The sequence below is a fragment of the Streptomyces fulvoviolaceus genome, assembly GCF_000718165.1.
GTDB lineage: Bacteria > Actinomycetota > Actinomycetes > Streptomycetales > Streptomycetaceae > Streptomyces > Streptomyces fulvoviolaceus.
This window is the reverse complement of the sequence record NZ_JOEY01000034.1, coordinates 1-14,545: the sequence shown is the minus strand read 5'-3', so window position 1 is coordinate 14,545 and position 14,545 is coordinate 1. Positions and strand designations below refer to the sequence as shown.

The window sequence follows — 14,545 nt, the reverse complement described above, 5'->3', positions numbered from 1 at the left end:
CGCGCTTTTGCGTTACGCCCCGTTCTGCCCGGACGGCCCACCCGCCGACCGGTCTCCCCCGGCCGTGCGATCCACGGCCCGCAGAAGGAGTCAGTGTTGAGAGAGAGTTCCTCCCACAGACGCACCTCCCACATGCGCACCACCACGCACCGCAGGGCCGCCGCAGTGGCCCTCGTCGGTGTCTCCGCCCTGATCGCCACGGCCGTCCAGTCGGGCGCCGCCACCGCAGCCCCGGAGAAGGCACCGTCGGCCGCGGGCAAGGTCATACCGGGCGCCGAGTCGGTCAAGCTCTCCCCCGCCCAGCGCGCCGCGCTGATACGCGAGGCCAACGCCACCAAGGCGGACACCGCGAAGGACCTGGGCCTCGGCGCCAAGGAGAAGCTGGTCGTGCGTGACGTCCTCAAGGACGGCGACGGCACGGTCCACACCCGCTACGAGCGCACCTACGACGGACTGCCGGTCCTCGGCGGCGATCTGGTCGTGGAGAGCACGAAGGCCGACGCGACCGAGGCCGTCGTCAAGGCCACGACGAAAGCCATCAAGGTCACCTCCGTAAAGCCGCAGGTCACCGCCGCCAAGGCCGAGAAGCAGGCACTCGCCGCCGCCAAGGCCGAGGACGCCAAGAGCCCCGACGTCAACCGCGCCCCGCGCAAGGTGATCTGGGCGGCCGACGGCAAGCCGACCCTGGCGTACGAGACGGTCGTGGGCGGCTTCCAGCACGACGGCACCCCGCAGGAACTGCACGTCGTCACGGACGCGGCGACCGGCGCGAAGCTGTACGAGTGGGAGGCCATCGAGACCGGCACCGGCAACACGGTGTACAGCGGCACGGTCACCCTGGGCACCACGCAGTCCGGGTCGACGTACAACCTCACGGACGGCGCGCGCGGCAGCCACAAGACGTACAACCTCAACCGCGGTACCTCCGGCACCGGCACGCTGTTCTCCGGCTCGGACGACGTCTGGGGCAACGGCAGCCCGTCGAACCTGGAGTCGGCGGCGGCGGACGCGCACTACGGGGCCGCGCTGACCTGGGACTACTACAAGAACGTGCACGGCCGCAGCGGTATCCGCGGGGACGGTGTCGGCGCCTACTCCCGTGTGCACTACGGCAACAACTACGTCAACGCCTTCTGGTCCGACAGCTGCTTCTGCATGACGTACGGCGACGGCTCGGGCAACACCAACCCGCTGACGTCGATCGACGTGGCCGCGCACGAGATGACCCACGGGCTCACCTCCAACACGGCCGGCCTCAACTACAGCGGCGAGTCCGGCGGTCTGAACGAGGCGACCTCCGACATCTTCGGCACGACCGTCGAGTTCTACGCCAACAACTCCTCCGACGTCGGTGACTACCTCATCGGCGAGGAGATCGACATCAACGGCGACGGCACGCCGCTGCGTTACATGGACCAGCCGAGCAGGGACGGCTCCTCGTACAACAACTGGACCTCCAGCATCGGCAACGCCGACGTGCACTACTCGTCCGGCCCCGCGAACCACTTCTTCTACCTCCTGTCCGAGGGCAGCGGCGCCAAGACCATCAACGGCGTCAGCTACAACTCGCCCACCGCGGACGGCCTCGCGGTCACCGGCATCGGCCGGGACAAGGCGGAGAAGATCTGGTTCCGCGCGCTGACCACGAAGTTCACCTCGACCACCAACTACGCGGCGGCCCGCACCGGCACCCTCGCGGCGACGGGTGAGCTGTACGGCACGACGAGCGCCGAGTACGCGGCGGTGCAGGACGCGTGGGCGGGCGTGGCGGTCGGTGCGCGTTCCGGTGGCGGCGGAGGCGGTGGCGGCACCTCCTTCGAGAGCGCGACCGACGTATCGATTCCGGACAACGGTGCGGCGGTCACCTCGTCGATCACCGTCTCCGGCCGGACGGGCAACGCGCCGACGAACCTCGCCGTCGCGGTCGACATCGTGCACACCTACATCGGTGACCTCCAGGTGCAGCTGGTCGCCCCCGACGGCACGGCGTACACGTTGAAGGCGTACGGCACCGGCGGGAGCACGGACAACCTCAACACCACCTACACGGTGAACGCCTCCTCCGAAGTCGCCAACGGCACCTGGCAGTTGAGGGTCCAGGACAACGCGGCCGTGGACACCGGCTACATCAACAGCTGGAAGCTCACGTTCCCGTAGCCCGTACGGCCTTCGGGCCCCCACGGTCTCTTGAACAGGGCGCCGCCCCGGTGGTTCGACTCCCCGGGGCGGCGCCCTCTTTTTGCCACCCCATTGCCGACGACTTGTTGGGCCTTTACCCAGGTCAAGTCGCTTTACATTGCCGCAATGTTCACCCAGTAGTCGACTTTCAGCCAACATCACCCAGGGGTCATGACATGTACGCGGCGTCGATGCCACGCTTCCTCACACCCGCCGCACAACTTCACAACTACCCCGGACGGTTGCCCCACGGCCGTCCGGATCCCCCACAAAGGAGCTTGTGTGACCTCCGTCTACGCGCGTCACAAGCGCACCACTCTGGCCATCGCGACCGCCGTTGCCGCCGGAGCCCTGCTCACCACCGGCCTGACCGCCGGTGCCGCTTCCGCCGAGACCCCGGCGGAAGCCTCCGGCAAGACCACCCTCGCCGGCGCCCCGCTCCAGCTGTCCACGGCCGCGCGCACCTCGCTCATCAAGAAGCAGCAGGCCGGTGCCGCCGACACGGCCCAGGAGATAGGCCTCGGCACCAAGGAGAAGCTGGTCGTCAAGGACGTCGTGAAGGACGTCGACGGCACGGTTCACACCCGCTACCAGCGCACCTACGCCGGCCTCCCCGTCCTCGGCGGCGACCTCGTCGTCCACACCACGAAGGCCGGCGCGACCGAGGGCATCACCAAGGCGACGAAGGCCACCATCAAGGTCGCCTCGCTCAAGCCGCAGATCACCACCGCCAAGGCCGAGAAGCAGGCGCTGACCGCCGCCAAGGCCGCGGGCTCGGACGAGACCGCCGCCGACGGCGCGCGCAAGGTGATCTGGGCCGGCTCCGGCAAGCCCGTCCTCGCCTACGAGACGATCGTCGGCGGCCTCCAGGACGACGGCACCCCGAACCAGCTGCACGTCATCACCGACGCCGCCACCGGCAAGAAGCTCTTCGAGTACCAGGGCATCGAGAACGCGACCGGCACCGGCAAGAGCCTGTACTCGGGCACGGTCAGCCTGGACACCACCCTGTCCGGCTCGACGTACAACCTCACCGACGCCACGCGCGGCAGCCACAAGACGTACAACAAGTCCCACGGCACCAGCTCCTCCGCGGGCACGCTGTTCACGGACGCCGACAACACGTGGGGCACCGGCGCCGCCTCCAGCTCCACCACCGACCAGACCGCGGCGGTCGACGCCACCTACGGCGCCCAGGAGACCTGGGACTTCTACAAGGACACCTTCGGCCGCAGCGGCATCAAGAACAACGGCGTCGGCGCCTACTCGCGCGTCCACTACGGCAACGCGTACGTCAACGCGTTCTGGGACGACAGCTGCTTCTGCATGACGTACGGCGACGGCGAGTCCAACACGCACCCGCTGACCTCGCTGGACGTGGCCGGCCACGAGATGAGCCACGGCGTCACCTCGAACACGGCGGGCCTGGACTACAGCGGTGAGTCCGGCGGTCTGAACGAGGCGACCTCCGACATCTTCGGCACGGGTGTGGAGTTCTACGCGGCCAACTCCAACGACGTCGGTGACTACCTCATCGGCGAGGAGATCGACATCAACGGCGACGGCACGCCGCTGCGCTACATGGACAAGCCCAGCAAGGACGGCGGCTCGGCGGACTCCTGGTCCTCGTCCGTCGGCAACCTGGACGTCCACTACTCGTCCGGCGTCGCGAACCACTTCTTCTACCTCCTCTCGGAGGGCAGCGGCTCGAAGACGATCAACGGCGTGAGCTACAACTCGCCGACGTCCAACAGCTCCACGGTCACCGGCATCGGCCGGGACAAGGCGCTGCAGATCTGGTACAAGGCGCTGACCGAGTACTTCACGTCCACCACCGACTACTCGGACGCCCGCGCGGGCACCCTGTCGGCAGCGGCGGACCTGTACGGCTCCAGCAGCACCGAGTACTCGACGGTCGCGGCCGCCTGGTCCGCGGTCAACGTGAGCAGCTGACCCGAGGGGGGTTGGCGGGCGGCACCCGGGACGAAGGCATTCCCGGGTGCCGCCCTACTCTTGGTTCCCATGTCCTTCACGTACGACGACGTCGGCGCGACCCGTGAGAACGGCTTCTGCCCCCCGGGCTTCCACCCCCTCCACGTCCGCTCCCGCATCGGCGAGGGCGAGGAGGTCTTCCGAAAAGCCTCCGAAGCGGTCCTGACCTGGGAGATGCACCGCGCGATGGGCGTAGGCATCGACGCGACGGCGTCCCGCGCGGCCCCGGACGTCGACGTGACGGTCACCCTCGCCGGCATGATCAAGGCCCCCTGCCGCGTGGTCTGGACGGTGGAGGAATACCGCCGCGCGGGCTGGGCCTACGGCACCCTTTCCGGCCACCCGGAGTGCGGCGAGGAGTCCTTCGTCGTGGAGAGGACGGGCGACGGCACGGTCTGGCTGACGATCTCGGCGTTCAGCCGCGGCGCCAAGTGGTACGCCCGCGCGGGCGGCCCGGCGACGCGTGGCCTGCAGCATGCGTATGCGCGGCGGTGCGGGGTGGTACTGCGGCGGTTGTGCGGCGGGGAGGAGGCGGGCTGAGGGCCGGCGCCCGCTTTACTCGTACACGCGCGCGGCCATCACCATGCCGGCCAGCAGATTCCAGTCAGGCACTCCTCGGGCCGGTTCCGGAGATCGACCAGCACGTCGCCGAGAAACCGGGCGAAGTCCTCACTGGTCCGCACGCCGGCCGCCTGCTCATGCAGCCCCACAGTCACCGCCCCCCTGTCATCCGGTACCTCGAAGCACAACAGTGACCGGTTCGGTCGTCAACAGCTCGACCACGCACTGGACTTCACGCATGTCACGCGGAATTGGCACGTCCAGCCTCCGCTCTGGCACTCTGGCCATCCAAGACCACGGCGCTGCGCTGCGCGTCGGCAATGGGGGACAGATGCCCGAGGAACTGGAACTGGCTACTGCCGTACAGCTCGTCCGGGACGAGCTGCTGCGGGCCTCGGCCGCCGCCGCGCACGAGAACCTGCGCTTCGAAGTGGGCCCGATCGGGATGGAGTTCACGGTCGAACTGCGCCGGGACGTGACCGTGAAGACCGGTTTCAAGGCCTGGGTGGTCTCCGCCGACGCGGAAGGGAAGGCCGGCCGGACCCGTACCCACAAGGTCTCCCTGACCCTCGTCCCGAAGCGCTCCGACGGCACCTCGGTCGAGATCTCCCACGACGCGACGAACCCCGGTACTGGCGCCGCAGACGACGACACGGCCCTGTTCGTCCCGCCCGACCAGGCATGAACAGAAGTCGTCTGGTCGCCGTACGCACCAGCGTCAAGGGCAAGCACGCGCGCCTGAGTTCGGGCTGCGTGATCGCGCCCCGTCTCGTGCTGACGGCGGGCCACGCCCTGCAGCCGCAGGGCGCCGCGATGGCGGCCGGTGGTGTGCACGTTCAGGTGCAGCTGTTCAGCAGCACGAGGCTCGTGCCCGCCCGGATCGTCTGGGACGGCCGCACGGCGGGCCTGGACGCGGCCCTGCTTCAGGTGGAGCCACAGCACTGGCCCCGCGACATCGCCGACTTCCCCGTGCGGTTCGGCCAGTTCGTGACCCTGCGGGCCGCCCAGTCCGCCGGCGTCCTCGGCTTCGCCCGGGTGCAGGGAGCGCGGCGCCCCGACGGGCTGGAGACCGCCCAGGTCTCTGGCACGGTCAGTCCCGGCGACGGGATGGTCTCCGAGCAGTGGGAACTCTCCGTCGGCCAAGTACCGGATGATCTCGGCCCCTCCCCGTGGAGCGGAATGTCGGGAGCGGCGCTGTGGAGCGGACAGCTGCTGTGCGGGGTGGTCGCCGTGGATCTGGCGCACTGGCGGCACGGCAAGCTGCAGGCCGTACCTGCCCACCGGCTGCTGCGCGAGAACGGGCTGCGGTCGTTGCTGGCACGGGAGATCGGGCACGTTCCGGTCGCCGAGGCAGTGGAGCTGGAGGCCCTGTGCGAACCGGCGGTGCCCACCCGCAGCCCGCGTCTGCCGTCACAGCTGCTGCGCCCGCAGGCCGAGGCGGTGCCGTTCACCGGGCGGGAGGAGGAGCTCGGGGAGTGCCTGACCTGGTGCACGGACGGCGGCGGCCTCGCCACCCGGCTGATCACCGGGCGCGGTGGCCAGGGCAAGTCACGGTTCGCCCGCCAACTCGCCGTGACCATGGCGAGCCGCGGCTGGGTGACCGCACAGCTGCGCGAGTCGGCCGCGGAACGGGCCGAGCTGGTCCGTGGGCTGCAGGCGCTGACCGAGGTCGATCAACGGATGCTGCTCGTCATGGACTACGCCGAGACCAGCCCCGAGCTGGTCGGCAACGTGCTGGAGACTCTGGAGGCACGTGGCGGGCACCGCCCGGTCCGCATGGTGCTCATCGCCCGCAGTGCGGGCGAGTGGTGGGAGCAGCTGCCGGGTGCGACACCGCGCAGCGCGGGCGTTCTCAGCGGGGCCCGCACCATGGAACTGCACGACGTGGCCACGACCCCCACGGAACGCGCCCGGATGTACCGGGAGGCGGTGCAGGCACTGGCCGGCAGGCTGCCCGCGCTCAAGGAGCTGACGGAGTACGACCGGGTCGACTGGGCCTCCATCGCGCACGCGGTACTGGCCAGGCCACACGGCGAGTTCACGAACGGCTCCGCGCTGCATCTGCACATGCGGGCCCTGCTGGATCTCCTGACCGCGGCCGACCGACAGCTCACGACCGGCCGGGCGCAGCCCCGCCGGGAGACACGCACCCGGCCGAGCCCCGAACCGGATGTCCAGGCAGAGCTCCTCGGCCACGAGCGGCGGTACTGGAAGCGCACCGCGGGCTCCTGGCCCAAGCTGGAGGGCGTCGACCAGGGCGCCCTCGGCGACGCAGTGGCGGTGGCCACCCTGACCCGGGCCGTCGATCCCCACCGCGCCGCCGAGCTGCTGTCCCTGCTGCCGGACCTGCCGGACGAGCGGGGCTCCGCGGCCGCGGAGTGGCTGCACGAGCTGTATCCCCCGGTCGAGGGGTCGTACTGGGGTGCTTTGGAGCCCGATCTGCTCGGCGAGTACCAGGTGGCCCTGCGGGCGCGGGACAACAGCCTCCTGCTCCCGGGACTGCTGCCTCGGCTGCGGGGCCGGGAGGCCGAGCGGGCGCTGACCGTGCTGGCGCGGGCCGCGGCCCAGGCCGGCTGTCCCTGCCCCGATCTGGCCGGGCAGGTCGCCGAGCTGATCGTCCGCCACCCCGAGGCGCTCGCCGTCCCCGCCATCGTGGTGGCGGGGCGCTCGGAGAACCCCGGCTTCCTGCTGGACGCGCTGCGCCGTCTCGTCGGGCGGAGCGATCTGCCGTACGACCTGCTGGAGACTCTGCATGCGGCGGTGCCCGACCGCAGTCGGCTGCTGGGCGAGCAGGCGCTGGGCATCGCCGAGCAGCTGGTCCGGGTGCACCGCCGCCGGGCCGGCCTCGCCGGCGGCCTGGCACTCGCCCCAGCCCGTGTGAGGGCCGATCTGGCCCGCACCGAGCACAATCTCGCGGTCCGGCTGAGCTCCGTACGACGATGGACGGAGGCTGTGGAGTGCGGCGGGCGGGCGGTACGGCTGTACCGCAGGCTGGCCCGCGTCCGACCCACCGAGTACCTGCCGCTGCTCGCCGAATCGCTGGGCGTGCGCTGGGCCGCCCAACACGAACTCGGTCGGTACCGGGAAGCGCTCGCGGACTGCGCGGAGGCCGTACGGGTCAACCGGCGGCTGGTGGAGGGCGAGTCGGGTGCCCGGACACCGGTCGAGACCATGCCGCACCGGGCCCGGCTGGCCCAGGCGCTGAACAACCTGTCCGTGGTGCTGGCCGCGCGGGATCTGCACCGGGAGGCGCTCGTCGCCGGGGAGGAGGCCGCGGAGATCCTGGAACAACTGGTCCACGAACGTCCCACCCGTGAGCACCTCGCCCTGCTCGCCGGGGCGTTGCACAACCTCGCCAACCGCCGTTCGCCCGGGCAGAGCGCCCTGGAGACGGTGACACACGCGGTACTGATCCGGCGCCGGCTCGCCCAGGTCCACGCGGACGCGTATCTGCCCAGCCTGGTGGAGTCGCTGAACAACCAGGCGCTGGAGCTGGCCACGCTGGACCGCTACACCGCCGCCCACCGGGTGAGCGACGAATGCCTGCGGGTGACGTTGCAGTTGGTGGAGGACCAGCCCGCCATCTACCGACCGACTCTGGCGCGGGTGCTGCGGACCCGGGCCGGGGTGCTCAACAAGAACGGCGGACGCATCGAGGCGGTGCGGACCGTCTTCCGCGCGCTGCTCATCTACCGCGAGCTGGCCGGGGAGCGTCCGACCGAGTTCGCCGAGGCCCTCGAGGCGACGCTGCGGCAGGCCGCGTGGCTGGCCTGGGACGCCTTCGCGAACTGGGACCGTGGCGCCGGATCCGTCTGGTTGGTGGACCTGCTGCGGGAGGCACACGACCTCACCGGCGAGCGCCACGAGCTCGAGCGACAGGAGCGGTTGCACCAGACCCGCTGGCCCCGCTTCCGGGCGAGGCTGCGCCAGCCGGCCGGGGTCCGGGTGCGCGTGTACCGGCCCGAGGGTCCGACCGGTGCCGGCAAGAAGACGTTCCCCCTCCGGGTGAGCGTGACAGTTCCCCAGGTCCGTCCCGTCCATGTGGAAGACGACCGCTCCCGCGACCAGCGCGAGTTCACGAGGCTGATCGAGCTGGGCGGCCTGATCAGGCTGAGCCCCACGCAGGCCCGGGAACCCTGGGTACCGCCCGGATACGACTGGGCGGTCGCCCTCCCCCCGGAACTGGAGCAGCTGTTGGAGACGCTGGGTCCGTTGACGTACGAGGGCGACCTGGGACAGTTCGCCGACGAGGACAGCCTCTGACGGCATGGTCCGACAGCGCCCGCCGTCGGACCCGAGCCGTCATCCCGTCACTGGTCTCACCGCATCAACACCCCTGCCCCCTCCACCACATCCTCCGTAGGCACCGTCACCAGCCCCAACTCCGCACCGGACGCCAGCAGTCGATGCGCGGGCAGGATGCGGACCGTGTAGCCGAAGGGGCCGGCGCGGTCCAGGGACAGGGGGCCCTCGTAGACCCAGCGGCCCTCCAGGTCCGGGCCGCCCGCCGGTTTCAGCGGGACCGTCGCGGCGTCCGCGATGCGGTCCTCCTCGTCGACCCGGCCCGAGACCGCCTGGATCTCGATGTCGTCCGGGCCCAGGTCGCCCAGACCGACCCGGACCCGCAGGCCCAGCGTCGTGCCCAGCTCCGCCGTGGCCGTCGCAGCGGTCGTCTCGACGTGGTCGACCGTGACGCCGTGCCAGGCCGCGCGTACCCGGGACTTCCACTGAGACAGTTCGCGCGCCTCGTCCGGGGCCATCGTGCGGTGGGCGTGGGCTGCGGGGGCGTAGAGGCGTTCGACGTACTCGCGGACCATGCGGCCGGCCAGGACCTTCGGTCCCAGCAGAGTCAGCGTCTGGCGGACCATCTCGATCCAGCGGTCGGGGAGGCCGCCCTGGCCGCGTTCGTAGAAGCGGGGGGTGACTCGCTGTTCCAGAAGATCGTACAACGCCGCGGCCTCTATGTCGTCCCGGCGGTCGGGGTCCATCCCCGCGCCGTCCGCCGTCGGGACCGCCCAGCCGAAGTCGGGCTGGAACCACTCGTCCCACCAGCCGTCCAGGACCGAGAGGTTGAGGCAGCCGTTCAGGGCCGCCTTCATGCCGCTCGTGCCGCAGGCCTCCAGCGGCCTCAACGGGTTGTTCAGCCAGATGTCGCAGCCCGGGTAGAGCTTCTGGGCCATCGCCATGCCGTAGTCCGGGAGGAAGACGATCCGGTGGCGGACGCGAGGGTCGTCCGCGAACCTCACCAGCTCCTGGACCAGGCGTTTTCCGCCGTCGTCCGCCGGATGCGCCTTGCCCGCCACCACGATCTGGATCGGGCGCTCCGCGTGCAACAACAAATCCATCAGGCGGTCTCGGTCGCGGAGCATCAGCGTCAGGCGTTTGTACGACGGGACTCGGCGCGCGAATCCGATCGTGAGGACGTCGGGGTCCAGCACGCCGTCGATCCAGCCCAACTCCGCCGTACCCGCGCCCCGTTGGCGCCACGAAGCGCGCAGCCGCTCGCGCACCTCCATCACCAGCTGGTCACGCAACACCCGGCGCAGCTCCCAGATGTCCTGGTCGGCGATGTCGGCGACCGCGTCCCAGCGCTCCGAACCGCCGACGGTCAGGGCGTCCTCGGTGCGCTGGGCGCCGATCTGCCGGGCGCCGAGGCGGAAGACCTCGGGGGCCACCCAGGTCGGGGCGTGCACACCGTTCGTCACGGAGGTGATCGGCACCTCCTCGGGGTCGAATCCCGGCCAGAGTCCGGAGAACATCTCGCGGCTGACCTGGCCGTGGAGCAGCGAGACGCCGTTGGCGCGCTGGGCCAGGCGCAGGCCCATCACCGCCATGTTGAACAGGTTGGGTTCGCCACCCGGGTAGGTCTCCATGCCCAGGGCCAGGATGCGGCCGACGTCCATGCGCGGGAGTTCGGCGTCGGGGCCGAAGTGGTTGGCGACCAACTCGCGGTCGAAGCGGTCGATTCCGGCCGGGACGGGGGTGTGGGTGGTGAAGACCGTCCCCGCGCGCACCGCCTCCAGTGCGGCGTCGAAGTCGAGGCCCTGATCGCCGAGTTCGGCGATGCGCTCCAGGCCGAGGAAGCCGGCATGGCCCTCGTTGGTGTGGAAGACCTCGGGGTCGGCATGGCCGGTGAGGCGGCAGTACGTCCGCACCGCGCGGACCCCTCCGATGCCGAGCAGCATCTCCTGCAGCAGCCGGTGTTCGCTGCCGCCGCCGTAGAGCCGGTCGGTCACGCCGCGTTCGCCGAGGTCGTTCTCCTCGACGTCGGAGTCCAGCATGAGGAGGGGCACGCGGCCGACCTGGGCCAACCAGATGCGGGCGCGCAGCTGCTTGCCGCCGGGCAGGGCCAACGACACCTGGGCGGGGGTGCCGTCGGCCTCGTTCAGGAGCGCCACCGGCAGTTCGTTGGGGTCGAGGACCGGATAGTGCTCCTGCTGCCAGCCGTCCCGGGACAGCGACTGGCGGAAGTAGCCGTGCCGGTACAGCAGGCCCACCCCGATCAGGGGTACGCCCAGGTCACTGGCCGCCTTGAGGTGGTCGCCGGCCAGGATGCCGAGGCCGCCGGAGTACTGGGGCAGCGCGGCCGTGATGCCGAACTCGGGCGAGAAGTAGGCGACGGCAGCGGGGAGTTCGGCGGGCTGGGTCTGGTACCAGCGGTCGCCGGTGACGTAGTCGTGGAGGTCGTCGGCGACCGCGGTGAGCCGGCGCAGGAAGCGGCGGTCCTCGGCCAGCTCCGCGAGGCGCCCGGGGCGCACACCGCCGAGGAGCCGTACCGGGTCGCCGCCCGAGGCGGCCCAGTGTTCGGGGTCGACCGACTGGAAGAGATCGCGGGTCTCCGCGTGCCAGGACCAGCGCAGGTTGCGGGCCAGATCGCTGAGCGGGCGGAGGGGTTCGGGGAGCATGGGTCGGACGGTGAATCGACGGATCGCCTTCACATTCCACCTCGGCGGGCGTGTGGAGTGGGACACACGGCGGTGTGCGTCCCGTCGTCAGCATCGACGGTATCGGTGCGGAGGGCTTCGCAACTACGGCGCGTTTGTCGGCGGACGTATGCGGTGATCTTCCCTCGACCTCCCCCGGCTCCCTTCGACCTCCCCCCGGCTCCCCTTCGACCTCCCCCCGGCTCCCGTCCGGCTTCCCCCGGCTCCCCTCCGGCTTTCCCCCGGCTCCCGTCCGGCTTCCCCCGGCTCCCCTCCGGCTTTCCCCCGGCTCCCCTCCGGCTTTCCCCCGGCTCCCCTCCGGCTTTCCCCCGGCTCCCCTCCGGCTTCCTTCGCCGTCTACATCGATCTCCGTCTGAAAATCACCGCAACCTCCACACATCCCCCATGGCCGACATGGCCGATTCCGCCCCCGTAGGCCCCCTTGTGGGTCCTCTACACCGCACGAGAGGCTGCCAAGTGGCGTACCGGCCGGCGCCAGGTGCACCCGGCGGACCACGGCTGCCGTACGCCGAGTTGAGGAGGGGAACTCAAGCCATGGCACGGACGCGAACACGGCGTCTGCGCTGGGCAGGGGGGCTGACCGCGGTGACCTGCGCCGCGGCGCTTTCGGCCATCACCCTGCCCGCGCAGGCCGCACCTCAGGGGCTGATACTCGGGGCCGGAGAGCCCGGTTCCGTCAGCGGAAGTTACCTGGTGACACTCAAGGGGGGAGCGAAGGCTCCGTCGGCGACCGGAAAGGGCATCGCCGAGAAGTACGGGGCGAAAATAAGCCACACCTACGGCACGGTCCTGAACGGCTACGCGATCAAGGCCGATGAAAGACAGGCCAGGCAGCTGGCCGCGGACTCGCAGGTCGCCTCGGTCGTCCAGGACACCCGCGTGACGCTGGAGCACACACAGAAGAACCCGCCGTCCTGGGGCCTGGACCGCATCGACCAGATGAGTCTGCCGCTGGACAAGAGCTACACCTGGCCGGAGTCCGCGGGGGCCGGGGCGACGGTGTACGTGATCGACACCGGCATCCGGATCTCCCACAAGGACTTCGGCGGCCGCGCGAGGTACGGCTGGGACTTCGTCGGCAACGACAAGTCCGCGGGCGACGGCAACGGCCACGGCACGCATGTGGCGGGCACCGTCGCCGGCAAGAAGTACGGCGTCGCCAAGCAGGCCGACGTCGTCGCCGTACGCGTCCTCGACAACGAGGGCGCGGGCACCACGGCCCAGGTCATCGCCGGGATCGACTGGGTCACCAAGAACGCCCGGAAGCCCGCGGTCGCCAACCTCAGTCTGGGCGGCTATCACAACGCCCAACTGGACGCCGCCGTACGCAACTCCATCGCCTCCGGCGTGACCTACACGGTCGCGGCGGGCAACGACGGGCTGCCGGCCGCGCTCTACTCGCCGGCCGACGTGAAGCAGGCGATCACGGTCGGCGCGACCGACAGGAAGGACGCCCGGGCGAGCTTCTCCAACTACGGCTCGGCCCTGGACCTGTTCGCGCCAGGTGTGAACATCACCTCGGCGTCCTACGCGAGCGACACCGCCAAGGCGACCTACTCCGGTACGTCGATGGCGACCCCGCACGCGGCGGGCACGGCCGCGCTCTATCTGGCCGACCACCCGAAGGCCACTCCCGCGCAGGTCAGCAAGGCGCTGGTCCGCCTGGCGGCGTCCGGAAAGGTCTCCGGACGGGGCCTCGGTTCACCGAACAAACTCCTGCAGGTGCCATCCTCGTAGTGGCAGAGCGCAGGCACCGGCCCCGTTCGTCACGGACGGGGCCGGACTTGTGTGTAGACATACGCGTGAGTAGTTAACAAAGTGCCGGATTGCCCACCCGAATAGGGTGGGAAGGCTCCTCCGGTACACCCCCGTAGGTACAACACAGGCACTCCACAGGGGCGCCACGCAGGACCCACCTCCCCACAGCCATCCGCCCACCCACGTTGACGCGGACAGGAGCGGTCATGCCCGCCACGCACCACTCGTCAGCACCCCCGACACCGAGCACCGACGCACCCCCCGTGCGCTCTGCCGACGCCGGTCCGCCGACCCCGGAGCCACCCTCCACGGGCGACGCCACCGGCATCGGGCGCATACCCGTCCTCGACGTCCGCCCGGTCGTCCAGCACGGCCGCAGGTCCGCCAAGGCGGTGACCGGCGAGACCTTCGAGATCTCGGCGACCGTGTTCCGCGAGGGGCATGACGCCGTCGCCGCCAACGTCGTACTGAAGGATCCGGACGGCCGTCCCGGCCCGTGGACGCCGATGCGGGAGCTGGCCCCGGGCACCGACCGCTGGGGCGCCGAGGTCACCGCCGGCGAACCCGGCCGCTGGACCTACACCGTGGAGGCCTGGGGCGATCCCGTCGCCACCTGGCGGCACCACGCGCAGATCAAGATCCCGGCGGGCATGGACACCGAGCTGGTCCTGGAGGAGGGCGCGCGGCTGTACGAGCGGGCCGCCGCCGGCATCCCCAAGAAGGGCAAGCGCACGGTGATCCTCGCCGCCGCCGAGGCCCTCCGGGACGAGACCCGCCCGGCAGCCGCCCGTCTCGCGGCCGGGTTGACGCCTGAGGTGGACGCGGTGCTGGCCCGGTATCCGCTGCGGGAGTTCATCACCCTCTCGGACACCCTGCCGCTGCTGGTGGAACGCGAGCGCGCGCTGTTCGGCGGCTGGTACGAGTTCTTCCCGCGCTCCGAGGGCACCCCGCAGCAGCCGCACGGCACCTTCCGCACCGCCGCGAAACGGCTGCCCGCGATCGCGGCGATGGGTTTCGACGTGGTCTACCTGCCGCCGATCCACCCGATCGGCCACACCTTCCGCAAAGGCCGCAACAACACCCTCTCCGCCGGCCCGGACGATGTCGGCGTG

At 70.7% G+C, this 14,545-nt stretch carries 8 protein-coding genes; 7 read left to right on the top strand and 1 reads right to left on the bottom strand.

The window, feature by feature from the left end; genetic code table 11:
- Positions 1 to 132: 132 nt before the first annotated feature.
- The 5 genes from IG08_RS0133025 to IG08_RS0133000 all read left to right on the top strand — a co-directional run bounded on the left by IG08_RS0133025 (position 133) and on the right by IG08_RS0133000 (position 8,994).
- Entirely contained in the window at positions 133 to 2,157 is a 2,025-nt protein-coding gene (locus IG08_RS0133025; protein ID WP_420823300.1) for a M4 family metallopeptidase, read from the top strand.
- 303 nt (positions 2,158 to 2,460) lie between these two features.
- A complete protein-coding gene (locus IG08_RS0133020; protein WP_030611049.1) occupies positions 2,461 to 4,131 on the top strand; it encodes a M4 family metallopeptidase in 1,671 nt (556 codons plus the stop codon).
- Between the two features lie 69 nt (positions 4,132 to 4,200).
- Positions 4,201 to 4,710 carry a DUF1990 family protein gene (locus IG08_RS0133015; RefSeq protein WP_030611048.1) on the top strand — a complete coding sequence of 170 codons (510 nt, stop codon included), beginning with the start codon at positions 4,201 to 4,203 and terminating at the stop codon, positions 4,708 to 4,710.
- Positions 4,711 to 5,062: 352 nt separating this feature from the next.
- Positions 5,063 to 5,416 (top strand): trypco2 family protein, encoded by a 354-nt coding sequence (locus tag IG08_RS0133005; protein WP_052424969.1) that lies wholly within the window; start codon positions 5,063 to 5,065, stop codon positions 5,414 to 5,416.
- Positions 5,413 to 8,994, top strand: coding sequence for a tetratricopeptide repeat protein (locus tag IG08_RS0133000; RefSeq protein WP_030611044.1), 3,582 nt, complete (start codon positions 5,413 to 5,415; stop codon positions 8,992 to 8,994). The genes IG08_RS0133005 and IG08_RS0133000 overlap by 4 nt, the downstream gene beginning before the upstream one ends.
- A 56-nt stretch (positions 8,995 to 9,050) precedes the next feature.
- Here IG08_RS0133000 and glgP read toward each other — a convergent pair whose 3' ends face one another.
- A complete protein-coding gene (gene glgP, locus IG08_RS0132995; protein WP_030611029.1) occupies positions 9,051 to 11,669 on the bottom strand; it encodes an alpha-glucan family phosphorylase in 2,619 nt (872 codons plus the stop codon).
- A 540-nt stretch (positions 11,670 to 12,209) separates the two neighbouring features.
- On the opposite strand from glgP, the gene IG08_RS0132990 reads away from it, so the two are divergent.
- On the top strand, positions 12,210 to 13,412 hold the full coding sequence (locus IG08_RS0132990) for a S8 family peptidase (protein WP_030611026.1): 1,203 nt from the start codon (positions 12,210 to 12,212) through the stop codon (positions 13,410 to 13,412).
- Between the two features lie 227 nt (positions 13,413 to 13,639).
- Positions 13,640 to 14,545: maltotransferase domain-containing protein (locus tag IG08_RS0132985; protein ID WP_030611023.1), on the top strand; the 906-nt coding region annotated here is incomplete at its 3' end.

What these genes read in the sequence shown, in the direction of transcription:
- IG08_RS0133025 (WP_420823300.1), top strand. Translation starts at nt 133, where the DNA reads ATGCGCACCACCACGCACCGCAGGGCCGCCGCAGTGGCCCTCGTCGGT.
- IG08_RS0133015 (WP_030611048.1), top strand. Translation starts at nt 4,201, where the DNA reads ATGTCCTTCACGTACGACGACGTCGGCGCGACCCGTGAGAACGGCTTC.
- IG08_RS0133005 (WP_052424969.1), top strand. Translation starts at nt 5,063, where the DNA reads ATGCCCGAGGAACTGGAACTGGCTACTGCCGTACAGCTCGTCCGGGAC.
- IG08_RS0133000 (WP_030611044.1), top strand. Translation starts at nt 5,413, where the DNA reads ATGAACAGAAGTCGTCTGGTCGCCGTACGCACCAGCGTCAAGGGCAAG.
- IG08_RS0132990 (WP_030611026.1), top strand. Translation starts at nt 12,210, where the DNA reads ATGGCACGGACGCGAACACGGCGTCTGCGCTGGGCAGGGGGGCTGACC.